Genomic DNA, 24,937 nt, shown 5'->3' on the forward strand with positions numbered 1-24,937 from the left:
TGGGCTGACGGGACATCATCCGCGCCAGTCCCGCACCAGATCCCGCAGCTGTTGCAGTTCCGCCGGCGGCACCAGACGGATGCGCGCACGCCGCGCACGGGCGATGAGCGTCTCGGTCGGCTCACGTGCGGAGAGCAGCCAGGTGTGGCCGAACAGCCCGCGCACGTCATCGCCGAGGCTGTCGAGCTTGTAGGCGATGGCGTTGTCGTTCTCGTCGCGGTAGCGCAGCGTCTTGCATTCGATGTGCAGGAGCTGGTTCAGGTGGCAGGCGAGCACGTCGAATTCGTTGGCCATGGCCTCCTGGCGATCCCAGTGACCCTCGACGCCAAGGCGCGCATCATGCACACCGGCATCGTGCACGGCGTGATAGGCGTAGTCTTCGAGCCAACCGCCGCGCACGAACTGCGCTGCGGCCAGGTCGGTGAAGCGGAAAGACGCCGAGCCGGGCTCCCAGGTGAGCACCTCAGCAGCGGCCAGCTGCGCCATCGCCTCCGACCAGAGCCCGCGTGGCGAGCGCGGAAAGGATTGCACCGGCGCCGCCAGACGCTCATCGCGGCTGTCCGGCAAGCGCTCCAGGGCCTGGTCGGCCAGGTAGTTCAGGGTGCCGATCAGCTGCTGCAGGCTGGGATCGGCGATGCGGCGGCCGAGGAATTTACAGGCGGCCTTGCGCGCTGCGGCGAGCCTGCTCCAGCTGGGATTATCGGAGACGGCGCGCTGAAATTGGAAGCCTTGAGCGCGCAGATAGGCGGGCACGTCGAGCACGTTGCTCATCGGCGTCGGTGCGGGGACCGAGGTCGGCCCGTCCTGGGCGCTGCTAGCCAGGTACTCGATGCACCGATGGGCGGTGTCGGTGTAGAGGATGCGGCTGGCCAGCCCGCGAAAGGCCTCGACGAAGGCGAGCGACATCAGCTTGGTGCCACCGGTGGCGTTGAGCACGATCGCGGTGTCGGGGTCGACGTTGAGCACGCGCTCGGCGACCTGATGGGCGAAGTGTTGGATCGCCGGAAAGCCGCTATCCGGACAGCCCAGGCAGCGGATGAGCTGTGCGTCTGCGTCACGCAGTTGGTTGGTGAGACGCCGGTCGGCACCGCGCCGAGCCATCTCTTCGGTGAGGACCAGAAACACTCGCGCCGGGCGTTCCATCAGGATCGGGATCAGGTTCTGCAGCACTTGATCGGAGACCAGCACCACCTGGGTACTCATGCGCCGGCCTCCTGGTCCCGATCCTCAGCGGCCCGGTCGTCGCTGTGCGGACCAACCGCCTCAGCGATGGACCCGAAGCGAATCGCCTCGGGCTCGATGCGCAGCCCATAGCGGGTGTGGGGACGGCGGCCGTCGGCCTGGATCAGGTAAGGCCTGGCCAGTGGCGCGCCGAGTGCCTTGGTCAGCGCCTGGTTGGCGCGCGAGCGGCGTTGATCGAAATCCTCGGCGCTCATGCCCTCGGCAAGCGCGGCCTCGGCGCGCTCGACGTCGCCGGAATGCGCGCCGACGATACGCCGGTATTCGTGGAGGTACTGCGCCGCGAGGCCGTCGCTGTTCCAGCGCGCGGCATGCAGCCCCTGTTGGCGCCGGCGCGCCATCAGGGCATAGAAGGCCAGTGGCGCGGGCTTGAGGCGGAGGGTCTCGCCGGCGGCCTGCAGGCGGCGGCCTTCGAGATCGATCAGCAACCGGGGTGGCTCGAGCGCGCGCTGGGCGGCGGCGATGCTGTCGCCAAAGCTGGCTCGGCCCTCCAGCAGGCGCGTCGGTAAGCCTTCGCGCAGGCGCACGAAGGGCACCTCGGCGAGGGTGACGCGGGCGTCGCGGGTATCGGCGAGGCGCTTGTCCTGGGTCTCGATGACGCGCGAATAGGGGGTCGGGTAGAAGAAGTTCCAGCTCTGCTCGAAGGGCGCGGCGACCAGCACATGGCTGAGACGATCCTGGGCGCGACCGAACAGCGACAGCGCATAGCCGGCGTAGTAGCCCATGGTCTTGCGCCCGCCGGCCAGGGAGACGTGCAGGGCGCAGTCGGGGTCGGCGGTGAGGTCGCGGACCCGCTCGATCAGTTGATCGGCCACACAGGCGTTGTCTTCAAGCTCACGGATATCGTCAAGCGCGCGGCCGTCGGCGTCGGTGATGAGCTGGATCTGGGCGGCGCCGAAGGTGATCGGTGGTAGCTGGTAGTCGCGGCACAGGCGGGCGAACCAGCCGGGATCCTCGGAGAGCAGGCTCAGGCGCGCGCGCTCGGCGCCTTCGACGGTGGTGAGGATCTGGATCTCGGTCGGCACGAAGGGCGGATCGGTGGCCACCGCGAGCGCATAGAGCGTCTCGGTGAGGATCTGCGGCGAGAGTCCGGAGACAGCGAGCAAGACACGCCGTGGATAGTCATGCGGGGCGCGTCTGGGTGGCTCCTGATCGGCATCCGGCAGGGGGCCATGCTCGTGTTCTGCCATGCGTTCGAGTTCCTTAACTGCGGGTTGATCCGTCATCCGTCTGGCGTGACGCAAAGGTTACCCCAGGATGACGATGACTGTCAGTGTTGGTGTCGTCGGTGCATCCCTGCCTCCTTGTCCCTGGCAGCGATCCCGCGACCCGTGGTGACGACAGCGGCGAGGATGCGCCTTGGTTGAGCGGCGCGTTGGGCTGGCAAGGTTGCGGCGACCTCAGTCGCGGGTGGTTTGGTCAGGGACGAGGCGATAGCGCCCGAGCCCAAAGCTGGTGTTCTTACCGACATGCAGCCATTGGCCGAGGACGATCAGCGGCCAGAGTGCCGGCAGACCGGGGCCACGCAGGCGGAAACGCCCGAGCAAGCCACCGAGCTGCATGTGGGTGCCCTGGCGCGAGGAGTAGCGGGTCCAGTCGACCCAGCGCAGATCGGCGTGCTCCAAGCGCACCTGCGCGATGGCCGTGCGCAGCGGCGCCTGATCCAGATGCCCAGCCTCGGGCTGGTAGTGCTCGAGCAGCCGCGCAAACCGGGTGAGGAGGGTGCCGAGCAGGGCCTCGGCATCGAGCTGTGGCGGGCGCAGATAGTGCCCGTGGCGTTTGAGCCGCAGCGGGGTGCGCAGCTGGATCGACACCACCGCCGGCGCTGGCCCCAGGGTGGCGGCGGTGGTGCGCAGCGGTTCGAGTCGGCCCTGGTCGGCGACGAAAACGCACTGCCAGTCCTCGCCGCCCAAGGTGGCTTCCTGCAGGACCTGGCGCAGCCGAAAGCGCCCGCCCTCGCGTCCAAGGCCGCGCTCACCGGCCCGTTGCAGGGCATGGATCAGATAGGGCAACTGATCGCCGGCGCGGCCGATCAACGTCAGACCGAGGTGTATGGCCTCACCGGGCGCGACCTCGCGCTGACCCGCCGGCGGCGGCTCGAGCACGAACGGATGCGGCAGGGCGTTATAGCGCTGGGCGGTCTGCTCGGAGGTGGGCGGCGACTCGAACAGGGTCGAGTAGACACAGTGCGTGCGCAGCAGGCAGCCGTCGCAGGTCGGCGTGCGGGTGACGCAGACACTGCGCCGCAGGCTGTGTCCGAGCAATCCGCGCCAGGCCGAGCCGCTGTAGGTCGGCAGGCGGATCGGCTCCAGCGCCTGGAACGCAACGCACAAGCGCTCAAGGCTCAGCGTTGGGAGGGCGAGGGCGGCAGGCGCCGGCTGGGCAACGCGGGAGAAGGCAACAGCGGACATGGTTCGACCCTGAAACAAGCGGACAGCAGGGTTGCAGGGTACCGATTCCATCGCGCCGATGGACAGCGGCAAGGTTGCCAGCCCGGCAGCACACCGATCACGATGCAGTCATCGCGACGCTGGAGCGGCGCCCATCACAGGAGTACACCCTCATGACACCAACGACAAACCGGCTTTGGCATTTGAGCCATCAAGTGCTGGGCAACACGGGCATTGCACTCGTACTGCTGACCGCACCGCTCGCCGCAACGGCGGCGGTTGAAGATGCATGGCCCTCTCGGTGTCGCGGCCTCAGCCGCTGTTCAGTGAACGCTACCCGGCACGGTGATCTGATCCAAAAAGGCGCCCAGGGACTGCTGATACTGAGGCTGTGAGCGCAGGAAACCCTCGTTATGGCCACCGCGCAGTTCGACGAAGCGCTTTGGCTGTGGAGCTGCCGCATAGAGTCGGCGCCCCAGCCGGACAGGTACGATCTCATCATCGGGACTGTGCAGGATCAGCACTGGAGCTTGCACGGACGCCATCTGCTCAACGGCCGGGAACGCCACCCGCAGCGGGATCAGGCGCGCGAGCAGCGGATAATGCACCTCCGCCAGGCTCTGCATCCGGTCGAAGCTGGATTCGACAATCAAGGCCGCCGGTGAGGTCCGCGCTGCCAGCCGGGTCGCCACCGCGCCGCCGAGCGAGCGCCCGAAGAGGACGATCTCTTCGGCTGGGATGCCGCGTACCTGGGTCAGCCAGTTCCAAGCGGCTGCGGCATCCCGGTACAGCCCATGCTCAGAGGGCGAACCCTGGCTGCGGCCATAACCCCGATAGTCGATGATGAACACCTCGAGCCCGAGATCGGTGAAGATGCTGATCGAATCGCCCCGGTGCGAGACATTGCCGGCGTTGCCATGGAAGAACAGTAGGGTCTGCGGCGCTGTAGCACGCGGTTTGGGCGTGCTCACCAGCCAGCCATGCAGCGCGACCGCATCCTCGGTGACCAGCGCGACCTCCTCGTAGTCGAGCCCCCAATCGGTCGGTGATGCCACCAAGCGCTCAGACGGAAAAAAGATCATCCGTGGCTGCAGCCACCAGAGCAGCAGGCCGAACAGGAACAGGCCGAACAGGGCGATGAGCAGCAGTAAGGAAGGCTTGACGAGCATCAGGCAAACGCCTCTCAGGCGACTGCACCGCGCTGCCGTCGCAACTGCGCCTCGGTCCTCACCGGGGCGTCCCGTTTGGCTCACCAGGTCTCATCGGATGTGTCCGGCACCGTCAGGTAGGTCTTCGGCAGATCGGTGCCGACAACCTCGATCACGCTGCTCTCGAAGAAGCTGCCGATCATCGCTGTTTGGCCGGCGGGATACTCGCCGATCGGGAACGCACTGCCACGCAGCACATAGGATCCCTCTCCCGGTGGCAGCTTGAAGAAGACCCGGCAGGGATTGGAGTGGCACATGCCTGTGTCACCCGGCGCGAGGGCGATCTCGCCCCAGTCGCTGACGAAGTGGCCGGTGGTGGCACACCCCGCGAGCAGCAGCGGGAGGACAGCCAGCACGGCGTAACCGCGCTGCATGTCAAGCAGGCCGGCGTCGAGTGCATTGATCGCCATGTCACATCTCCATCTTGAATCAGCGGAACAATCTCCCGAGGTCAGGCAACAACCCTGTTGGCCTTGGCGAGACGAGCAAGCGCGAAAGCCCCAGTGGCAAGACCGGGTGCAGTGAAGTCTAGTCCGCAGTCACTGTCCAGGTCACGTCGATTGTTCCCCGAGATTAGCGGACTTGCGAGGCGGGAAAACGTGCTCAGTCGCCCTGGCTTGTGAACAACTCGCGCGGCGCGGCGCCGAGGTCGCGCCAGTGCTCCGGGTGGCAGGTGAAGAGCAATAACTGATGGCGCTGCGCGGCATCGAACAGGATGCGTTTCATCTGCGCGAGCCGGTGGCTGTCGCTGTGGACGAGGGCGTCATCAAGGATGATCAGCGTTGGCCGGCTGGCCTGCTGTAGCAGGTCGGCGTAGGCGAGCCGGCTGATCAGACCGAGCTGCTCGCGGGCGCCAAAGCTGAGCGAATCGATCAGCTCGTGTTCGGCGCCGGCGTTGCCGTTGCGGGTGAGCTGTTGCGGGATGAGCTGCTCATCGACGCTCAGGCCGGCGTGCGGGAACAGCAAGGACAGGTAGCGGTTGATGTGCGTCTGGAGTGGCGCTTGCAGGCGCTGCGTGAGCGCTTGTCGCTGCTGCTGGAGCAGTGTCTGCAGCATGGACAGCGCCTGGGCGCGGCGCTCGAGTGCACGCACGCGGCGCGCCAACTGCTCGCATGCGCGCTGGCATTCTCCGCGCTGTTCTTCCAAACCCTCGGCGCTGAGGGCTTCCAGATGGCTCTCGAGCCGGTTCAGCTCCAGCTCGCGCGCCCGCGCGGCGCTTTCGCTCTGCTGGGCACTGGTCGCGAAGCGTGCCACATCCTGCTTCAGGATCTCGGGGCGCGCGGCCTCGATCCGCTGCTGACGCGCGTCGATCCGCTGCTCGAGGGTCTGCTGCTCGGCAAGCGCGTCGGTCAGCGTCTGATTCAGTGACCGCAGCTGGGTTTGGCGCTCCGGCGCTTCCAGCTCGGCCTGCAAGCGTTGTCGTTCGTTGGCGCTGTTCCGCGCCTCGCTCTGCGCGGTGTTGAGCGCGAGCTGATGGGCATGCTGGGCCTGCTCGGCCGTCTTCAGCGCGTGATGAGCAGTCTCGAGCTGGGCCTCTGCCTGGGTCGGGTCCAGTTCTGGGTCCAACTTTGGGGCCAGCGTGGTCTTTGGCGCGGTCTCTGGTGCAATCGCTGGTGCAATCGCTGGCGCGATGTCGAGTTCGGCGGAACGATCAGGCTCGGCTATCGGCACCATTGTCTCTGTCTGACTCGGGGCTTGTGGTTGTGCCTCCAACTCGGCGCGGATGCCGGCGCGCTGTTGTTGCAGCTCCTGTTGCTGTTGCGCGAGCAGATCGACGCCCTCGGGGGCGAATGAACTCAACAGCGCCTGATTGGCCTGGATCTTGGCGGTGAGGGTTTGCTCGCTCGCCGCGCGTGCCTCGGCTTCGGTGAGGTCGGCGACCTTGAGTTGCGCGCGGAGAGTGCTGATGCGCTCGTTGAGGTGCTGATGCTCGCGGGCGAGTGTGCCTAGGTCTTCACCGCCGGGGATGATCTGGAGCCGGCCGACCTCGGGAATCAGGAGTTCGGTTGGCTCGAGCAGTAGTTCCTCGCCGCTATCCGCGAGAGTGGTATTGCCTAGCGTTAGCTGCTGCCCAGGTTGCAGCTCGAAGCGGACGCAGGTGGCGATGCTTTGGCGGCGGATCTCGAGTTCGCTGCGGGTTTGCTCGGCGCGGCGCAGCTCCTTGAGCCGGCGCGGGTCGATCTGGTCGCGCTGCAGTTGCTGGCGTTGTTCGAGCAGCTCGGCCTGGACCTTGCGCGCTTGCGTGAGGCTGTGATCGAGCGCCTTGAGTTGTGGTTCTAGCTGCGCCAGGGTTTGCTGGAGGTGGCGTCGTTGCTGCTGTTGTCGCGCCTGCCGCACGCGATGGCGGGCCTCCTGGTAGTCGGCTTGGGCTTGCGCCAAGGCCTCGGCGAGGGCAGGGCCACGGGCGTTGAGGGCGGCCAGTTGATCGCGCGCCTTCTGCTCGGCCGCTTGCCGTTGCTCGAGGGTCTTGCGTTGCTGCTCCAACCCATCGAGCTGGCCGCGCAGGAGTTCGAGCTGGCGCTGCAACTGCTCGCGTTGTTGCTCGTCGTGCCGTTGCGCCTGTTGCAGCTGCTCGACCTGGTCGAGCTGGGCCTGGGCGGCCTGCTGTTGCGCGCGCAGCGCCTCCCAGGGCTTGTCGCGCCGATCCTTGGCATGCTGTTGGCGCAATGTCGCTAGGCGGTCGACCTGGTCGCGGTAGGCGGTGATGCGCGCGTCCAGCTCGGTCAGCGCGTGCCGCCGTTCCTCGAGCGTTTGCTGTTGCGCGCTGTAGTCGCCGCGCGGGCGGCCTTTGTCGGTCAGCAGTGCCTGCTTTTGTTTCTCAACGGCTTGGATGATCGCATCGCCGCAGCTGCTGGCGACATCGCCGAGTTCGCCGCCGAGCGCTGAGTGCAGGTGATTGCCTGCATGCGAGACCGCCTCGCGTAGCTCATGGCCGGCACCTTGCTCGATCCAGAGTAGGCCGGGGATGCCCCAATGCTCGGCCTTGCTGGCGCCGCGGCCAGGGTGGCTGAAACCGAGCAGCTCGGCCAAGCGCTCCTCGGCCTCATCGCCGTTGAGTGCCTCACTGCTGGTCTCGCTGGCGATGCGCAGATCGCAGCGCTTGCGGGCTAGAAAGCGCTTGCTGAGATGCCAGGCCCGATCCTGCCAGCAGAACTCGAGTTCGACCTCGGGCGCGGCCGAGGAGTCGCCATGCGGTTGCAGATCGGTGACGCTACCGGAGCGATGGCGCTCGAAGAAGGCGGCGCGGATGGCGCGCACCAGGGTGCTCTTGCCGGATTCGTTGGGGCCGGTGATGAGGTTGATGCCGGGCTCTAGGTCGGCCAGCTCCAGCGGTTGCTGAAAGCGGCGCAGTTGGGCGACGCGCAGGCGTTTCAGCTGCATATCGCCTCTCCGTCGAGAGACCGCTGCTCGCGCAGTAGACCGGCGAGGATGACCAACGCCTCGCGGGCGATCTCGCCCTCGTCGCCTTGTTGGCGCTCGCGCAGGTTGGTCACCACCTCGCCGAGATAACCATCGACCTGGAGGGCCGCGAGATCGGCATCGGTGGGCGTCAAGCGCAGGCCGTCGGCGTCGATCCCGAGGCTGCGGCAGCGGCCTTCGACGACCTCGAGCGCGGCTTGAAGGCGTTGATAGGCACTTAGGTCGAGCGTGCCGCTGAGTTGTAGGCGCAGCACGCTGTTCGTCTCCAACGCCCGCAGACGCTCTATCAGCGCCTCGGCATCGCTGACCAGCCGCAGGTCCGCTTGCCAGCGCTGCCATTGGTAGGTTCCGATCGGGTAGGGGGTGAAACGCGGTGCGGCTGGAAACCCCGCTAGGGGCGGCGCCGAGGACGCTGCGGGGGATGCGGGCTGAGCCATCTCGACGATCAGTGCCTGCCCGGCGCCGTTGTCCTTGAAGCGGTCTTGCTCCGGGGTGCCGCTGTACCAGGTGCGCGCATCGATCTGTTTGAGGCCATGCCAGTCGCCGAGCGCGAGGTAGTCGAGCCGGGCGCGCTCGGCGCGGTCGGCCGCGATCGGATTGGCTGAGTCGATGTCCTCGGCGAGCAGCCCCTGCACGCTGCCGTGCGCGAGGCCGATGCGCAGCAGTTCGGGAGGCGTCTCGGCCTGGTCGAACCAGGCGGTCAAGTCAGCCATGGTCTGGCGCTGGGTGAGGGGGGCCGGGAGTATCGCAAAACCAGCCTCGGGATAGAGGCGTGGCTCCGGCTCGAGCAGGAGTTCGACGTTGGCCGGCACCGCGCCGATGCGTCGCGCTCGAGTCCAGACGCTCTCGGCGAGCGCGGCATCATGATTGCCGGGCAGCAGGAGCCAGGGGCCGGCATAGCGCTGCAGCGCATTGAACAGTCGGCGGATGGTCCGGTCCGAGACGGTCTGCGCATCGAACACATCGCCGGCGACCAGTACCGCATCGACCTGTTGCGTGCTGGCCAGTTTGGCCAGGTGCTCGATCGCGGTAAAGCGGGCTTCGGCGATGGCGGCCGCGTCCTCGGGCGCGAAACGACCGTATTGACGTCCAATCTGCCAATCGGCGGTGTGCAGAAAACGCGGCATCAAAGTCCCCCTGAATCCTTCGCGACGGTCTAGCATAATCGGGAATGAGACAGGCAATACCGACCATGAGGCTGAAAACCATACCATGCCGACGACATCCATCCCCAAGGTGGGCTTCATCAGCCTCGGTTGCCCGAAGGCAACGGTCGATTCCGAGCGCATCCTGACCCGACTGCGGGCGGATGGCTATGCGATCGCGTCCGACTATGCCGGGGCCGATCTGGTGGTGGTGAATACCTGTGGCTTCATCGATGCTGCGGTCGACGAATCGCTGGAAGCGATCGGTGAGGCCTTGGATGAGCATGGCCGAGTGGTGGTGACCGGCTGCCTGGGTGCCCGCGCGGAGTTGATTCGCGAGGCCCATCCCGAGGTCTTGGCGGTGACCGGTCCGCATGCCGATGAGGAGGTCTTGGCGGCGGTGCACGCGCATCTGCCGCCGCCGCCACACAATCCGTTCACCGATCTGCTGCCGGCGCAGGGGGTCAAGCTGACACCGGATCATTACGCGTATATCAAGATCAGCGAGGGCTGCAATCACCGTTGCCGCTTCTGCATCATCCCGAGCCTGCGTGGCGACTTGGTGAGCCGGCCGATCGGCGGCGTGCTCGACGAGGCCGCGCGTTTGGTCGACGCCGGGGTGCGTGAGCTACTAGTGATCTCCCAGGATACCAGTGCCTATGGGCTGGACCAGCGCTATCGCACGGATTTCTGGCAGGGCCGGCCGCTGCGTACCGATATCGAAACCCTGGCGCGCACGCTCGGCGAGCTACAGGCCTGGGTGCGACTGCACTACGTCTATCCCTATCCGCAGGTGGATCGGCTCATCCCCTTGATGGCCGATGAGCTGATTCTGCCTTATCTGGATATGCCGTTGCAGCATGGCAGCCCGAGCGTGCTCAAGGCGATGCGCCGCCCGGCCGCGACCGAGCAGGTGCTCGAGCGACTCGCCAACTGGCGCCGCCTCTGCCCGGAGCTGGTGCTGCGCAGCACCTTCATTGTTGGCTTTCCGGGCGAGACCGATGCGGATTTCGAGCAGTTATTGGGCTTCCTGCACGAGGCGCGGCTGGATCGGGTCGGTTGTTTCAGCTACTCACCGGTCGCGGGCGCGGCGGCGAATGCGCTGCCCGACCCGGTGCCGGAGGCGTTGAAAGAGGAGCGCCGAGCGCGCTTCATGGCCTTGCAGGCCGAAATCAGCCGCGAGAAGCTCGCCGAGCGGGTCGGCAAGCGCGAGATCGTGCTGGTCGACGAGGTGCGCGAGGAGCAGGTGATTGCGCGCAGCGCCGCCGATGCGCCGCAGATCGATGGCCGGGTGCTAATTGAAGGTGCCTGGGAGCTCGAGCCCGGCGATTTCATCGAGGTCGATCTGATCGCCAGCACCGAACACGACCTAGTCGGCGAGCCGGTCACCGCCGATTGATCTCGCGTTGAAACGCGATCCTAATCGGCTGTCTTTCATCCGAATCGCGGCGGCCAAGTTCCGTGCTTGAATGGCTTCCTGGGCGCCCAGTGCGGCCTGTCCAGACGGCGTCTTAGCCCTTGTCTTTGGCCCCTTTCGCGTCCTCGGGCTGACGCGGAACCTGGCAGGCATCGAAGAAGCGATAATGCTCGATCGCCTCGAGGATGCCGGCCGCGAACGGCTGCTCGGCGAAGTAGATGCTCTCGGTATCGGTGAGCCGCGAGAGTTCCTCGTGGTGGCGGTTGGCGACCACCACGGCGAGGGTGTTGCCGCGCATCATGTCCTCATCGGCACCGGAGCCGCCGGCGGTCAGGCAATGCTCGAGCGGGATGCTGAACTGATTCGCGACATAGCGCAGCGCCAGGCCTTTGGACGCCCGCGCCGGCACCACGTCGAGGAACTGACCGAAGGAGAGGTTGAGATGCACGTTGAGATCGGCCTGGTGCAGGATGCTGCCGATCTCCTCGAGACAGGGGGCGTGCTCGGGATCGATGTAGAAGCTCACCTTGTAGCGGCTCTGTTCGGACTTCGGCTGGCGCTTGATGCCGGGGAGATCCGCGAGGACGTCGCGCACCCGTCGCGGATACCAGAGATGGTCGATGTGGCGCGCCCAGGCGTCATCGGCGGTCAACTGCGGGGCATAGTAGATCTCGGTGCCGAGCGCGGTGATCAGCACATCCGGGCGCGGGATGCCGTAGCGGCGCATCACGGCGAGCGCCGAGTCCAAGCGTCGACCGGTGGCGATGCCGAAGCTGGTGCAGCGGTGGTTCTCACGCATGATGCGCAGGAAATCGGCGAGCGAGTCCGGATCACCGAGCAGGTTCTGATCGAGGTCGGTAAAGATGGCGCGGTCGTGATAGAGCATCGGCCGGCGCGCGACCGGTGCCATGGGTGGCGGTTCGACCTGCTCCAGCAACGGCCGGATGGCCTCCATATAGCTCTCGGCGTGCGCCTCCCAGGAGTAGTGCTCCTTGACCCCGGAGAGGCCGTTCTTGGCCAGGGTGCGCCAGCGCGAGGCATCGCTGACCACCTTCAGCAGGGCCTTGGTGATGTCCTGCTTGTCGAGCGGGTCGATCAGGATGCCGTTGTTGCAATGGTTGATGATGTCGATTGGGCCGCCGTCCTCGGTGGCGACGATCGGCAGGCCACTGGCGGCAGCTTCGATCAGGGTCAGGCCAAACGGCTCGGTCAGCGCGGGATTGACGAAGACCCCGCGCGAGGCCGCCGCGAGTTGGTAGAGGATCGGTACCTCATCGGAGGAGTGATGCTTCGGGTAGGCGACCTTGCCATAGAGATCATGCAGGTCGATCAGGATCAGGATGTCGGTCAGCACTTGCTGGGCGCCGCTGTCGAGATCGCGGATATCGTCGCGGTTGCCGGCCACGATTACGAGGTTAGCCGGCTGCTGCAGCTCCTCGTACTCGCCGAAGGGGTCGACCAGGGTGGCGATGTTCTTGCGCTCGTCCGGGCGCGACAGCGCGAGGATGATCGGTTTCTTCGGCTCGCGCAGGAAGCGCGCCAGCTCCTGCTTGATCGGCGCCTTCTGCTCACTGCCATCCGGTGGATAGAAGCGCGTCAGGTCGGTGCCGGGCGGGATCACCGACATGCGCTCGGGCTGGTAGTGATCGTAGAGCCCGTATTGCTCTTGGATCTCCTGGCTGGTGCTGGTGACCACCAGACTGGCGGCGCCGAGCGTCTCCTCCTCGGCATCGATGCGCCGATCCATGTTGTAGCGGTTGTCGATGACCTCCTGCTTGACGCCCGAGGCCAATAGCCGGCGGCGCTTCACGCGCCCGAGCGAGTGCCCGGTATGCACCAGCGGCACACCGAGCTGATTCGAGACGCGGGTGCCGACATAGCCAGCGTCCGCATAATGTGTATGGATGAGGCTGGGTGCGATATCCTGATCACGCAGAAAGCCGAGCATGTTGTCGGCGAAGGTGTCCAGATAGTCCCAGAGCTGCTCCTTGGGCAGATATTCAGCCGGACCGGCTTCGATGCGCACGATGCGCGCATCGGGGCCGATGTCTTCGAGCGGTTGGCGATAGTCCTCGCTCACATGGTCGTCATCGACGAGCCGGGTGAACAGATCGACGCGATCGACATCATCGCGCTGGGCCAGCGCCCGGGCGAGTTCGACCACATAGAGCGTTTGTCCACCGGTATCGGCATCGCGACCAAGCTCGAGTTGCTGGCCGCGAATGAGTCCGTGGACACTGATCAGGACAATGTAGCGGGAGTCGGGTTGTGGTGTCATACGGCTGCTGATGTCGATCGACTGGAAGGCGCCTAGCCCCGAGAATATCCGATCCGCAGCTGTGGTGTCTGCGGGAATCGAAAAAACCCGGCTGTCGCCGACCCCCTGCTTTCACGTAGAATCCACGCCCCATGGACCTGAACTTTCTCGAATTCGAACAACCGGTCGCCGAGCTTGAGGCGAAGATCGAAGAGCTGCGGCATATCGGTGCCACGCTGGGTGCTCAACATCTCGCTCGGCACGATGCCGACGATGAGGATGGCATCAATATTGCCGACGAGATCAAGCATCTCGAGACCAAGAGCCGGGCGCTGACCGAACAGATCTTCTCGTCGCTGACGCCGTGGCAGATCTCGCAGTTGTCGCGCCATCCGCTGCGGCCCTATTTCCTGGATTATGTCGATCGCATCTTCGACGGCTTCCAGGAGCTGCACGGGGATCGCGCCTTTGCCGATGATCGCGCCATCGTGGGCGGCTTGGCGCGTCTCGAGGGCCAGGCGGTGATGGTCATCGGCCAGCAAAAGGGCCGCGATACCAAGGAGAAGATCCAGCGCAATTTCGGCATGCCGCGGCCCGAGGGCTATCGCAAGGCGCTACGGCTGATGCAACTCGCCGAGCGGTTTGGGCTGCCGATCTTGACCTTCATCGATACCCCGGGCGCCTATCCCGGCGTCGGCGCCGAGGAGCGCGGGCAGAGTGAGGCGATCGCACGCAACCTGCAGGTGATGGCCGGGCTACGGGTGCCGATCATCGTCACCGTGACCGGCGAGGGCGGCTCCGGCGGGGCCTTGGCCATCGGCGTTGGCGACCGACTGATCATGCTCCAGTTCAGCACCTACTCGGTGATCTCGCCCGAGGGCTGTGCCTCGATACTGTGGAAGAGCGCCGAGAAGGCGCAATCCGCCGCCGAGGCGATGGCCATCACCTCCGATCGGCTCTACGAGTTCGGGCTGGTGGACGCAGTGGTGCCGGAACCGCGCGGTGGCGCGCATCGCAATGTCGACGATACCGCCGCGTCGCTGAAGATGGTGCTGGTCGATGAGCTGGCGCGGGTCTCCAGTCAATCGCTCGATGAGATCGTCGAGGCGCGCTACCAGCGCTTGCGCGGCTACGGTCGCTTCAAGAGCTGATCGTCGCGCCCCTGTGGGGCGCTTTGGCGTTTGGGCCACTGTCCTGTCCCAAGCGCGCTGATCGCGTGGATTCGCCATCGTCGACGCGCGGCATCATGTGATGCCTGAGCCGTTACCATACGTTGCTACAGGGTGATCAACGGGTGCCCGCGTTCTCGATCGATCGCCTGCGCGCCATCCTCGGCCAAGACCCGCGCCCGGCGCGGCTCTGGATCGCCTACAGCGGTGGTTGCGATTCCCATGTGCTCTTGCATGCTTGTGTCGCGCTGCGCGCGACGCTTGAGTTCACACTGAGCGCGATCCACATTGATCATGGCCTGCATCCCGATGCTGGCACCTGGGCGCGCCACTGCCGTGCTGTTTGTGATCAGCTCGACGTTGAGTACCACGAGCGGAAGGTCCAGATCGACCGCGCGCCGGGCGAGAGTCTCGAAGCGCTCGCGCGCACAGCGCGCCAGCGTGTTTTTGCCGACTGCCTGGGGCCTGGCGATTGGCTCGCCACCGCGCAGCATCGAGACGATCAGGCCGAGACCCTGCTGCTCGCGTTGCTGCGCGGCAGCGGCGTGCATGGCCTGGCGGCGATGCCGACGCGCGCGCCGCTGGGGGCGGGGAAGCTCATCCGGCCGCTGCTCGGATGCGCTCAGGCGGATCTGCGCGCCTACGCCGAGCAGCATCGGTTGCGCTGGATCGAGGATCCGTCGAATGAGGATCTCGGCTTCGATCGCAACTTGCTGCGCCATCGGATCATGCCGGTCTTGCGCCAGCGCTGGCCCTCGGCGGCGACCACCATCGCCCGCAGCGCCGCCCACTGTGCCGAGGCAGCCGTGTTGATCGATGCGATGGCCGATGAGCAGTTGCCGACGGTCGCCGGCTCGCGACCAGGGACGCTGTCGGCCACTCGCTTATCGGCGCTCGCGCCCGAGCGTGCGCGCGCGTTGCTGCGGCGCTGGCTGGCCCAGCACGGAGTGAGACCGCCGGCTGCGACGCAGCTGGAGACGATTTTGAGCGATGTCCTCTCGGCCCGCGCCGATGCAAGCCCGTTGGTCGCTTGGGAAGGGTGTGAGCTGCGCCGCTATCGGGATGACTTGTTCGCGCTTGCGCCTCTGCCGTCACGCCCCGAGGGTGAGCTGCGTTGGGATGGTCGGAAGCCTCTTCGGCTCCCTCAGGGGCTGGGCACGCTCAGCCTCGAGGTCGATGACGCGGGGCGGGCGGTATTGAGCCAATGGCAACCGATGAGAGTCTGTTTCGGGTCGTCTGGCGTGTTCGGGTTACCTGGCGTATTCGGGTCACCGGGCTTGCGCTGCCGCCGTTTGAACCGACCGAGTCGTTCACTGAAGCACCTGTTCCAACAGGCCGGCATCCCGTCCTGGCTGCGCCCCTATGTGCCGCTGCTGCTCGACGCTCAAGGTGAACTGCTGGCGGTTGCCGGTGTTGCGGGCTGCGGTTCAGCACATCCGCATCCGCACCTGCGCCTGCGCTGGGAAGAGCATCCTTGGACGTCTTTCGACTGGTTGACCGAACCCGTGGAGATCAATCTCAGTCCTCGCCGAGAGGCACAGACCTAGCGCAGCCTGCCTGGCTCAATACAAGCTACTCAGCATTTTGGCTCGATAACGGGTCACCAGTTCACCACCACCGAGCAGATCGAAGATCGCGACCATCCCCTTGCGTGCCGCGTCGTCACCGTACTGACGATCGCGCTTCAGGAGGGTCAGCAGGTGCTCGAGCGCCGCCTCATGGTCGCCGGCAAGCACCTGATGCGCCGCCAACTGATAACGCGCCGTGCTGTCGTTGGGGTTGGCCTCGAGTTGGGCGGCGAGCGCCTCGACCGAGGGCGCATCGGTCACGGCGGCGCTGAAGGCAAGCCGCCCGCGCAGCGCGGCGAGTTCTGGATCATTGGCGAGATCGAGCGGGGTGCGCTCGAGCAGCGCCAGCGCGCCCTCGGCATCGCCCTCGGCCGCTTTCATCTGGACCTGAGCGACGAACACTTGGCTATTGTCCGGGTCTTCGCGCTCCGCGCGTTCGATCAGCGCCGCAGCTTCGGACAGATCGCCCGCAGCCATCGACTGCCGGGCCTGATCGAGTAATCGATCCGACGCCCGGCTGATATGTCGCGACAGGAATTCTCGGATCTGCCCCTCGGGCAGTGCCCCCATGAACTGATCGACCGCCGCGCCATCCTTGAACAACTGCACTGTTGGCAGGCTGCGGATACCGAACTGGGCGGCAAGTGCTTGTTCGGCCTCGGTGTCGACCTTGGCGAGGAAGAATTGACCACTGAACTCCTCGGCCAATCGCGACAGGATCGGCATCAACTGCCGGCAAGGCGCGCACCAGTCGGCCCAGAAGTCGACCAGCACCGGCCGCTCGAACGAGCCCTGGATGACGATGCGCTCGAAGTCGGCGGTGGTGACGGCGGCGATGTGGGCGGAGTCGGTCATGGCAGGCCTCTTGAATCTGTTCTCGTTTGAGCGGCTTGGAAAACGGCCGCAGTTGGCGCTAGTCGATGTGTTGGAAAATAATTGCCGGTCATGCGCCAATCAAGCCGCCGCGTCGTCCCTGGCCGAGGGGCACGGCATGGCGATGCGTTTCGGCATTCGCAGTCCACTCTTTAGCGGCGCGCATGCTGCAGTGCAGCACCGTCGATGGACAGGGCGCTAGGGTTTCGCTAACATTCTGTCCGTTTTGCAGTGTTGCAATCGTCGTCGTCGCGTTGGCTCGGTCGCTGTGATTCGTTCGGTTGCCGTTGGACGCCACGCGGTGGCCGGCGGCGATGATGAAACCAGCCTTGTGTCTGGGCCTGCTCATCCATTCCCGTTTTTCCTCAGGCGCGCTTCGGTCATCCAATGCGTCCTGCACCACCGACTGCCTCGGAGACAGCGTTGACTCATCCTGCGATTCTGGTCCTGCAAGACGGTTCGGTCTTTCGCGGGACGTCCATCGGCGCCTGCGGCCAAGCTGTGGGCGAGGTCGTGTTCAACACGGCGATGACGGGCTATCAAGAGATCCTGACCGATCCGTCCTATCGGCGTCAGCTGGTCACCCTGACCTACCCGCATATCGGCAACACGGGGACCAATGACGACGATGAGGAGTCGCCCAAGATCCAGGCCGCCGGCTTGATCATTCGCGATCTGCCCGTGCGCGCCAGTAACTTCCGCCGCCGCGAGACCCTGAACGACTACCTCGAACGCAGCGGCGTGGTCGGCATTGCCGATATCGACACGCGTCGCCTGACGCGGCTGCTGCGCGAGAAGGGGGCGCAGAACGGTTGCCTGATCGCCGGGGATGAGTTCGACGAGCAGGCCGCCCTGGCTGCGGCGACCGCGTTCCCGGGCCTCAAAGGGATGGATCTGGCGCGCGAGGCGGGCGTTGATCAACCCTTGCGCTGGACCCAGGGCACATGGAGTCTGGAGCAGGGCCTGCCGGCGCCACTCGCCTGGGATGACAACCGCTTGCGCCATCACGTCGTGGCCTATGATTTCGGCATCAAGCGCAATATCCTGCGGCTGCTGGTCGACCATGGCTGTCGGGTCACGGTGGTGCCGGCGCGCACCCCGGTCGCCGAGGTACTGGCGCTGGCGCCCGATGGCGTCTTTTTGAGCAATGGCCCGGGCGATCCCGAGCCCTGCGATTACGCCATCGCGGCGATTCGCGAGCTGCTGGCGCACGAGGTGCCGTTGTTTGGCATCTGCCTCGGTCACCAGCTGCTCGGCCTCGCCACCGGCGCGCGCAGCGTGAAGATGAAGTTCGGTCATCACGGTGCCAATCATCCGGTGCAGGATCTGGCCACTGGCCAGGTGATGATCAGCAGCCAGAATCACGGCTTCGCGATCGACGAGCAGAGCCTGCCGGCCGAGGTCGAGGCGACCCATCGCTCGCTGTTCGACGGCTCCCTCCAGGGACTGCGCCATCGCCAGCATCCGGCCTTCAGCTTCCAGGGCCATCCGGAGGCGAGCCCCGGACCGCGCGATGTCGAACCCCTGTTCGCCCAATTCAGCGCCCTGATGGACGCGCGCTCGACGGCCGCTTGAGGACACCGCTGCGCATCGCCCCTAAACGCCCTTTTCAAGCCCCTTTTTCAAGCTTCGGACCTCGGACACCCTTCAGCCCATGCCCAAGCGCACAGATATCCAGAGCATCCTGATCATCGGCGCCGGACCGATCGTGATCGGGCAGGCCTGCGAGTTCGACTACTCCGGTGCCCAGGCCTGCAAGGCGCTGCGCGAGGAGGGGTTCCGGGTGATCCTGGTGAACTCGAATCCAGCGACGATCATGACCGATCCAGAGATGGCCGATGCGACCTACATCGAGCCGATTACCTGGCGGGTCTTGGAGCGCATCATCGCCCATGAGCGCCCGGACGCGCTGTTACCGACCATGGGCGGGCAGACTGCACTGAACTGTGCCTTGGACCTCGTGAGCGAGGGCGTGCTCGAGCGGTATGGGGTTGAAATGATTGGCGCCTCGCGCGAGGCCATCGACAAGGCCGAGGACCGCGACCTGTTTCGCCAGGCGATGCGCCGTATTGGCCTCGACATGCCGCGCTCGGCGATCGCCCATAGTCTCGAGGAGGCGATTCAAGTCCAGGCCCAGATCGGCTTCCCAACCATCATCCGGCCCTCGTTCACCATGGGCGGCAGCGGCGGCGGCATCGCCTACAACACCGAGGAGTTCGAGGAGATCTGTCAGCGCGGGCTTGATCTCTCGCCGGTCAATGAGCTGCTGATCGAGGAATCGGCGCTGGGCTGGAAAGAGTACGAGATGGAGGTGGTGCGCGATCATCAGGACAACTGCATCATCATCTGCTCGATCGAGAATCTGGACCCGATGGGCGTGCATACCGGCGACTCGATCACGGTCGCGCCGGCGCAGACGCTGACCGACAAGGAATACCAGCGCATGCGCGACGCCTCGCTCGCGGTGCTGCGCGAGATCGGCGTCGACACCGGTGGCTCGAACGTGCAGTTCGCGATCCATCCCGAGGATGGGCGCATGATCATCATCGAGATGAATCCGCGCGTCTCGCGCTCCTCGGCGCTGGCCTCGAAGGCGACCGGCTTCCCGATCGCCAAGGTCGCTGCCAAGCTCGCGGTGGGCTATACCCTCGATGAGCTGCGTAACGAGATCACCGGCGGCGCGACCCCAGCCTCGTTCGAGCCGGCGATCGACTACGTCGTCACCAAGCTGCCGCGCTTCGCGTTCGAGAAGTTTCCGCTCGCCGATGCCCATCTGACCACGCAGATGAAATCGGTGGGCGAGGTGATGGCGATCGGCCGTACCTTCCAAGAATCATTGCAGAAGGCATTGCGCGGGCTCGAGACGGACAAGGATGGCCTCAACGAGATGCTGAACCTGTCCGATCCGCAAGCGCTGAGCCGACTGCGCACCGAGCTGCGCCAGCCCGGCGCCGAGCGCATCTTCTATTTGGCCGATGCGTTGCGGGCCGGGATGACGACCGATGAGGTGCAGGCGCTGACCGGGATCGACCCCTGGTTCTTGGCGCAGATCGACGAGCTGGTGGCGATCGAGCATGCGGTGCGGGTGCAGGGGGTTGCCGGGCTCGCTGGCGAGCGCTTGCGCTGGCTCAAGCGGCGTGGTTTTTCGGATCGGCGCCTGGCCGCATTGACCGGCGCGAGCGAGGAACAGATCCGCGAGCGCCGCCATGGGTTCGGCATTCGGCCAGTCTTCAAGCGCGTCGATACCTGTGCCGCCGAGTTCGCGACCAGCACCGCTTATCTGTACTCGACCTATGAAGAGGAGTGCGAGGCGGCGCCCACGGATGGCAAGAAGATCATGGTGCTCGGTGGTGGGCCGAACCGGATCGGGCAGGGCATCGAATTCGATTATTGCTGCGTGCACGCGGCCTTCGCACTGCGCGACGACGGCTTCGAGACCATTATGGTCAACTGCAACCCGGAGACCGTCTCGACCGACTACGACACCTCGGACCGGCTCTACTTCGAGCCTTTGACCACCGAGGATGTGCTCGCCATCGTCGAAACCGAGCGGCCTTATGGCGTCATCGTGCAGTACGGTGGTCAGACGCCGCTGAAGCTGGCGCGCGACCTGGAGGCCGCCGGGGTGCCGATCATTGGCACCTCGCCGGATAGCATTGACCATGCCGAGGATCGCGAGCGCTTCCAACGTCTGATCACCCAGCTCGGCCTGAAGCAGCCGCCGAACGCGACCGCGCGGAGTGAGGGTGAAGCCGTGGAACGGGCCGCCGAGATCGGCTATCCGCTGGTGGTGCGTCCCTCCTATGTCCTCGGTGGTCGCGCCATGGAACTGGTCTACGACGAGCCAGATCTGCGCCGCTACATCCGCACTGCCGTCAGCGTTTCGAACGCCGCGCCTGTATTGCTCGATCGCTTCCTCGAGGATGCGATCGAGGTCGATGTCGATGCCGTCTGCGACGGTGAATCGGTGCTGATCGGTGGCATCATGGAGCACATTGAACAGGCCGGCGTGCACTCGGGTGATTCGGCCTGCTCGCTGCCGCCCTACACCCTGAGCGCGGCGCTGCAGGACCGGATGCGGCAGCAGATGACCGAACTCGGCCTGGCGCTCGGCGTGCGCGGTTTAATGAACGCCCAGTTCGCGATCAAGGGCGATGACATCTTCGTGCTCGAGGTCAATCCGCGGGCCTCGCGCACCGTGCCCTTCGTCTCCAAAGCGGTGGGCGTGCCGCTGGCCAAGATCGGCGCGCGCTGCATGGCGGGGCGCTCCCTAGCGGATCAAGGCATGCTGCTGGAGGTTGCGCCGACGCGCTACTGCGTCAAGGAGGCGGTGTTCCCGTTCGTCAAGTTCCCCGGCGTGGATACCCTGCTGGGGCCGGAGATGAAGTCGACCGGCGAGGTCATGGGCATCGGCCGGACCTTCGCCGAGGCCTTCGGCAAGGCGGTCGAGGGCGCCGGCATGGCGCTGCCGCGCCCCGGCAAGGCTCTGCTCAGTATCCGCGATGCGGATAAGCCACGGCTGCTGGAGGTGGCCCGTCAGCTGCTGGAGCTTGGCTTCACCCTCTATGGCACCCACGGCACGGCGCGCGCGGTGCAAGAGGCCGGCATGGCGTGCATCGGCGTCAACAAGGTCAAGGAGGGACGCCCGCACATCGTCGATATGATCAAGAATGGTGAAGTGCGCTTTATCGTCAACACCACCGAGGGTGCCGAGGCGATCGCTGACTCGGCCGCGATTCGACGCGCGGCCCTACAGCACAAGGTCAGCTATACCACGACCATCGCCGGAGCCGAAGCCACCTGCCTCGCGCTCAAGGCCGGTGACCTGCTCGAGATTACTCAGTTACAGACGCTTTACTGAGTGCTCGCGCGCGGTTAGTCTCTCCCTTAACGTCTCGCCCCGCTAGACGGGGCCTCCCCAGGTCGCGCCAATGCGCGTCGACCGATCGTTCGGTACCCCATCGAGCGTACCGCGTCTTACCCGACCCACCTTCGACGAGAAGGCCAATCCAAGATGGGGCGGTGTCCGCCGACGAGTCGGCATCACCGCCCGAGTGACGTATTCAGTGGGCGCCGAATCGCGCGTTCAACACTAAGAGGTTTCCCCGAATGAATAGAGTCCCTCTAACGGCTAGAGGTGCCGAGCAGTTACGCGAGGAACTCGATCGCTTGAAGCGCGTCGAGCGCCCACGCGTCATCGATGCGATTGCCGAGGCGCGCGCGCATGGTGATTTGAAGGAAAACGCCGAATATCATGCCGCCAGAGAGCAGCAAGGCTTCATCGAGGGACGGATCCAGGAAATCGAGGGCAAGCTCTCGAATGCCGAGATCATCGATGTGACCAAGCTCAACCCCGGTGGTCGGGTGGTGTTCGGTGCCACCGTCGATGTGCTCGAGATCGACAAGGACGAAGAGCATACCTTTATCATCGTCGGTGATGACGAAGCCGATATCAAACAGGGCAAGATATCGATCGGCTCGCCGATCGCTCGCGGGATGATCGGTAAGGCCGAGGGCGACACGGCGTTGGTCGAGGCCCCCGGCGGCAAGCGCGAGTTCGAGATCCTTGAGGTGCGCTACGAATAGGGCGCGCCAAGCGGTATTGAGAGCCAAAGACCTCGATGGAACCTGGCCAAATCACCACGATCGATTTAATCGTCATCGCTGGCTATGCCGTGCTGATCATCGTGATCGGCATCGTCACCGCGCGGCGCACGCACAGCGGTGACGATCTCTTCCTCGCTGGTCGGCGGCTCGGTTGGGCGCCGATCGGGCTCTCGCTGTTCGCGTCCAATATCTCCTCGACGACCCTGATCGGGCTGGCTGGCGCGGCCTATACCTGGGGCATCGCGGTCGCGAACTATGAATGGATGGCGGCGCCTATCCTGGTGTTGATGGCGCTCGTGTTTGCGCCGCTCTACCTCAACGCCCGCATTGGTACCGTGCCGGAATACCTTGAGCGACGTTTCGACTGGCGCTCGCGGCGCTACTTCTCGGCGTTGACGCTGGTCTCGAATATCGTCGTCGACACCGCCGGGACCCTGTTTGCCGGTGCGCTGGTGCTGACCGCGTTCGTGCCGCAACTGGACCTATTCACCGCAGCCTTGCTGCTCGCGGCCATTGCCGCTTTGTATACCGCCGCTGGCGGATTGGCCGCAGTGGTCTATACCGACGTGGTACAAGCGATTCTGCTACTGGTCGGGGCGGTGCTGGTGACGCTGCTGGGCTTCGCGCGCATCGATTTCGACTGGTCGGTCGTGGTCGCGGCGACCTCGTCGGAGCAACGCTCGCTGTTCCTGCCGCTGTCCGATCCGAATCTGCCTTGGCTCGGCGTACTGGTCGGGGTGCCGGTGCTCGGGTTCTACTTCTGGTGTACCAATCAGTTCATCGTGCAGCGCGTGCTGGGTGCCCGTAGCCTGGCGGATGCTCGCGCCGGCGCCTTGTTCGCCGGCCTGCTCAAATTGCCGGTACTCTTCATCATGGTGCTGCCGGGGCTGATGGCGGTGCTGATCCTGCCACCGTTGGAGAATCCGGATCAGGTGTTCCCGGCGCTCATCAGCGAACTCCTGCCGGCTGGTCTGAGTGGGCTGATCCTGGCGGCATTGGTGGCGGCCCTGATGTCCAGCATCGATTCGACCCTGAATTCAGCCTCGGCGCTGCTGACCCTGGACTTCATCAAGCCATGGCGCCCAGGCTTGAGTCCGCGCCAGCTTGGCTGGATCGGGCGCGGAGCCATCGTGCTGTTCATGCTTTTAGCGGCGGTGATCGCGCCGCTGATCGGGCATTTCGAGGGCTTGTTCCATTATCTGCAGACGGCGCTGTCCTATTTGGTGCCGCCAGTCGTCGTGGTGTTCCTGTTCGGCGCCTTTTGGAGGCGGCCCGATGCGGTCAGCGCGCTGGCGACCCTGATCGGCGGCCATGCCGTCTCGGCATTGCTGTTCGTGCTGTGGCTCAGCGGTTTGTTCACATTGCACTTTACGCTGGTGGCGGGCCTCGGCTTCGCCGTCAGCGCGCTGATCCTGATCCTGACCACGCTGCTACGGCCCACGGGCAGTGCCCCCGCGCCGGGGACCGTCTGGCGCCCGGCGATGGCCGTGCCCGAACCTCTCCAGGGCCGCCGTCGTCCGCTTTGGACCGACTACCGACTCCAGGCCCTGATCCTGCTCCTGCTGACCCTGCTGTTGGTGTTGGCCTTTGCCTGAGGCGGCTGTGGCGTGGGACTGTCTTCGCTCGCTCGCCGGCCCATGCGGCTTGCGGCCGTTACCCGAGCGCCCTTAGCATGGACACTCTTTCCGATCGCCTCAGCTCGCGGAGTGCAGCATCATGCCGTTCGACCATCAACAGCCGCCGCTCGTCTTCGGCGAAGCCTTGTTCGACTGTTTCCCCGATGGCGCCGAGGTGCTGGGTGGAGCGCCGTTCAACGTGGCCTGGAATCTGGCCGCGTTTGGGCTGAATCCGGTCTTCTTGAGCCGCGTCGGCGAGGATGCGCTCGGCGAGCGGATCGAGGCGGCGATGCGCGAGCAGGGCATGGCGACCCTGGGCCTGCAGCGCGATCCCGCGCATCCGACCGGCACCGTGCAGGTGTCTCTCAGCAACGGTGAGCCGAGCTATGAGATCGTCCCGGACCGCGCCTATGACCACATCGACGCCGCCGCGCTGCCGCCACTGCCCGAGCAAGCCTTGCTCTACCATGGCAGCCTAGCGCTGCGGCAGTCGGTCTCGGCCGATGCGCTGCGTGCCTTGCGGGGACGGATCGCCCCGGCGGTGTTCCTGGACGTGAACCTGCGCGACCCCTGGTGGCGCAAGGAGCAACTGGTAGAACTGCTGGAGGCCGCGACCTGGGTCAAGTTGAACGCCGATGAGCTGGGCTTGCTGGCGCCCGATAGCCAGGCTGAGGATGACGTCGAGACCCGCGCCCAGCGCGTGCTTGAACGCTATGAGCTGGAAGCGGTGTTCGCGACATTGGGTGCCGATGGAGCCTGCGCGGTGGGCGCCGATGGCGCGCTGAGCCGGATCGCGCCCGCCGGCGATATCCAAGTGGTCGATGCGGTCGGCGCTGGCGATGGTTTCGCCTCGGTCTTGATCCTTGGGTTGATGCGACGCTGGCCGTTGCCACAAACGCTGGAGCGGGCACAAGCCTTCGCCTCGGCCATCGTCGGTCAGCGCGGCGCGACGGTGCGCGATCCCACCTTCTACCAGCCCTTTCTCGCCGACTGGGGCCTCGCCGGCGGCGCCTGAGCATCGACCATGC

18 protein-coding genes are annotated in these 24,937 nt (G+C 65.6%); 8 read left to right on the forward strand and 10 right to left on the reverse strand.

Annotated features, from left to right (window positions below; genetic code table 11):
* Positions 1-15: 15 nt before the first annotated feature.
* From AC54T3_RS06545 to AC54T3_RS06575, 7 genes are all read right to left on the reverse strand, one after another.
* Positions 16-1,203, reverse strand: coding sequence for a Card1-like endonuclease domain-containing protein (locus tag AC54T3_RS06545; RefSeq protein ID WP_496623377.1), 1,188 nt, complete (start codon positions 1,201-1,203; stop codon positions 16-18).
* Positions 1,200-2,429, reverse strand: coding sequence for a CRISPR-associated ring nuclease Csm6 (csm6, locus tag AC54T3_RS06550; RefSeq protein ID WP_496623379.1), 1,230 nt, complete (start codon positions 2,427-2,429; stop codon positions 1,200-1,202). Before csm6 ends, AC54T3_RS06545 begins: the two co-directional genes overlap by 4 nt.
* 210 nt (positions 2,430-2,639) lie before the next feature.
* Positions 2,640-3,650 (reverse strand): CRISPR system precrRNA processing endoribonuclease RAMP protein Cas6, encoded by a 1,011-nt coding sequence (gene cas6, locus AC54T3_RS06555; protein WP_496623381.1) that lies wholly within the window; start codon positions 3,648-3,650, stop codon positions 2,640-2,642.
* Between the two features lie 302 nt (positions 3,651-3,952).
* Entirely contained in the window at positions 3,953-4,798 is an 846-nt protein-coding gene (locus AC54T3_RS06560) for an alpha/beta hydrolase (protein ID WP_496623383.1), read from the reverse strand.
* Positions 4,799-4,878: 80 nt separating this feature from the next.
* Entirely contained in the window at positions 4,879-5,247 is a 369-nt protein-coding gene (locus AC54T3_RS06565; RefSeq protein ID WP_496623385.1) for a hypothetical protein, read from the reverse strand.
* Between the two features lie 193 nt (positions 5,248-5,440).
* Positions 5,441-8,218, reverse strand: coding sequence for an AAA family ATPase (locus AC54T3_RS06570; RefSeq protein WP_496623386.1), 2,778 nt, complete (start codon positions 8,216-8,218; stop codon positions 5,441-5,443).
* A complete protein-coding gene (locus AC54T3_RS06575) occupies positions 8,209-9,384 on the reverse strand; it encodes a metallophosphoesterase family protein (RefSeq protein ID WP_496623388.1) in 1,176 nt (391 codons plus the stop codon). Before AC54T3_RS06575 ends, AC54T3_RS06570 begins: the two co-directional genes overlap by 10 nt.
* 85 nt (positions 9,385-9,469) lie before the next feature.
* On the opposite strand from AC54T3_RS06575, the gene rimO reads away from it, so the two are divergent.
* Positions 9,470-10,801 carry a 30S ribosomal protein S12 methylthiotransferase RimO gene (gene rimO / locus AC54T3_RS06580; protein ID WP_496623390.1) on the forward strand — a complete coding sequence of 444 codons (1,332 nt, stop codon included), beginning with the start codon at positions 9,470-9,472 and terminating at the stop codon, positions 10,799-10,801.
* A 112-nt stretch (positions 10,802-10,913) separates the two neighbouring features.
* On the opposite strand, the gene AC54T3_RS06585 is transcribed toward rimO, so the two are convergent.
* Positions 10,914-13,097 carry an HAD family hydrolase gene (locus tag AC54T3_RS06585; RefSeq protein WP_496623392.1) on the reverse strand — a complete coding sequence of 728 codons (2,184 nt, stop codon included), beginning with the start codon at positions 13,095-13,097 and terminating at the stop codon, positions 10,914-10,916.
* A 131-nt stretch (positions 13,098-13,228) separates the two neighbouring features.
* Here AC54T3_RS06585 and AC54T3_RS06590 point away from each other — a divergent pair, with 131 nt between their 5' ends.
* Both AC54T3_RS06590 and tilS read left to right on the forward strand, forming a co-directional pair.
* Entirely contained in the window at positions 13,229-14,227 is a 999-nt protein-coding gene (locus AC54T3_RS06590) for an acetyl-CoA carboxylase carboxyltransferase subunit alpha (RefSeq protein WP_496623394.1), read from the forward strand.
* A 122-nt stretch (positions 14,228-14,349) separates the two neighbouring features.
* A complete protein-coding gene (gene tilS / locus AC54T3_RS06595; protein WP_496623396.1) occupies positions 14,350-15,792 on the forward strand; it encodes a tRNA lysidine(34) synthetase TilS in 1,443 nt (480 codons plus the stop codon).
* A 15-nt stretch (positions 15,793-15,807) separates the two neighbouring features.
* Here tilS and trxA read toward each other — a convergent pair whose 3' ends face one another.
* Together trxA and AC54T3_RS06605 are read right to left on the reverse strand one after the other, a co-directional pair.
* A complete protein-coding gene (gene trxA / locus AC54T3_RS06600; RefSeq protein ID WP_496623398.1) occupies positions 15,808-16,668 on the reverse strand; it encodes a thioredoxin in 861 nt (286 codons plus the stop codon).
* An 88-nt stretch (positions 16,669-16,756) separates the two neighbouring features.
* Positions 16,757-17,089, reverse strand: a complete 333-nt coding sequence (locus tag AC54T3_RS06605) for a hypothetical protein (protein ID WP_496623400.1) — start codon at positions 17,087-17,089, stop codon at positions 16,757-16,759.
* A gap of 20 nt (positions 17,090-17,109) precedes the next feature.
* Here AC54T3_RS06605 and carA point away from each other — a divergent pair, with 20 nt between their 5' ends.
* The 5 genes from carA to AC54T3_RS06630 all read left to right on the forward strand — a co-directional run bounded on the left by carA (position 17,110) and on the right by AC54T3_RS06630 (position 24,924).
* Entirely contained in the window at positions 17,110-18,261 is a 1,152-nt protein-coding gene (carA, locus tag AC54T3_RS06610; protein WP_496623401.1) for a glutamine-hydrolyzing carbamoyl-phosphate synthase small subunit, read from the forward strand.
* Between the two features lie 79 nt (positions 18,262-18,340).
* The gene (gene carB / locus AC54T3_RS06615; RefSeq protein ID WP_496623403.1) at positions 18,341-21,547 is read left to right on the forward strand and encodes a carbamoyl-phosphate synthase large subunit; all 3,207 of its coding nucleotides are present in this window, start codon (positions 18,341-18,343) and stop codon (positions 21,545-21,547) included.
* Positions 21,548-21,795: 248 nt separating this feature from the next.
* Entirely contained in the window at positions 21,796-22,272 is a 477-nt protein-coding gene (gene greA / locus AC54T3_RS06620; RefSeq protein WP_496623405.1) for a transcription elongation factor GreA, read from the forward strand.
* Positions 22,273-22,307: 35 nt separating this feature from the next.
* Positions 22,308-23,888 carry a sodium:solute symporter family transporter gene (locus AC54T3_RS06625; RefSeq protein ID WP_496623407.1) on the forward strand — a complete coding sequence of 527 codons (1,581 nt, stop codon included), beginning with the start codon at positions 22,308-22,310 and terminating at the stop codon, positions 23,886-23,888.
* 121 nt (positions 23,889-24,009) lie between these two features.
* Complete coding sequence (locus AC54T3_RS06630; protein WP_496623408.1) at positions 24,010-24,924, forward strand: carbohydrate kinase family protein; 915 nt, start codon at positions 24,010-24,012, stop codon at positions 24,922-24,924.
* Positions 24,925-24,937 lie beyond the last annotated feature (13 nt).

This window comes from Halochromatium sp. NSM3, from assembly GCF_059621085.1.

Coding starts and splice junctions, on each gene's coding strand:
- AC54T3_RS06545 (WP_496623377.1), bottom strand. CDS start 1,203: ATGAGTACCCAGGTGGTGCTGGTCTCCGATCAAGTGCTGCAGAACCTG.
- csm6 (WP_496623379.1), bottom strand. CDS start 2,429: ATGGCAGAACACGAGCATGGCCCCCTGCCGGATGCCGATCAGGAGCCA.
- cas6 (WP_496623381.1), bottom strand. CDS start 3,650: ATGTCCGCTGTTGCCTTCTCCCGCGTTGCCCAGCCGGCGCCTGCCGCC.
- AC54T3_RS06560 (WP_496623383.1), bottom strand. CDS start 4,798: ATGCTCGTCAAGCCTTCCTTACTGCTGCTCATCGCCCTGTTCGGCCTG.
- AC54T3_RS06565 (WP_496623385.1), bottom strand. CDS start 5,247: ATGGCGATCAATGCACTCGACGCCGGCCTGCTTGACATGCAGCGCGGT.
- AC54T3_RS06570 (WP_496623386.1), bottom strand. CDS start 8,218: ATGCAGCTGAAACGCCTGCGCGTCGCCCAACTGCGCCGCTTTCAGCAA.
- AC54T3_RS06575 (WP_496623388.1), bottom strand. CDS start 9,384: ATGCCGCGTTTTCTGCACACCGCCGATTGGCAGATTGGACGTCAATAC.
- rimO (WP_496623390.1), top strand. CDS start 9,470: ATGCCGACGACATCCATCCCCAAGGTGGGCTTCATCAGCCTCGGTTGC.
- AC54T3_RS06585 (WP_496623392.1), bottom strand. CDS start 13,097: ATGACACCACAACCCGACTCCCGCTACATTGTCCTGATCAGTGTCCAC.
- AC54T3_RS06590 (WP_496623394.1), top strand. CDS start 13,229: ATGGACCTGAACTTTCTCGAATTCGAACAACCGGTCGCCGAGCTTGAG.
- trxA (WP_496623398.1), bottom strand. CDS start 16,668: ATGACCGACTCCGCCCACATCGCCGCCGTCACCACCGCCGACTTCGAG.
- carB (WP_496623403.1), top strand. CDS start 18,341: ATGCCCAAGCGCACAGATATCCAGAGCATCCTGATCATCGGCGCCGGA.
- greA (WP_496623405.1), top strand. CDS start 21,796: ATGAATAGAGTCCCTCTAACGGCTAGAGGTGCCGAGCAGTTACGCGAG.
- AC54T3_RS06625 (WP_496623407.1), top strand. CDS start 22,308: ATGGAACCTGGCCAAATCACCACGATCGATTTAATCGTCATCGCTGGC.
- AC54T3_RS06630 (WP_496623408.1), top strand. CDS start 24,010: ATGCCGTTCGACCATCAACAGCCGCCGCTCGTCTTCGGCGAAGCCTTG.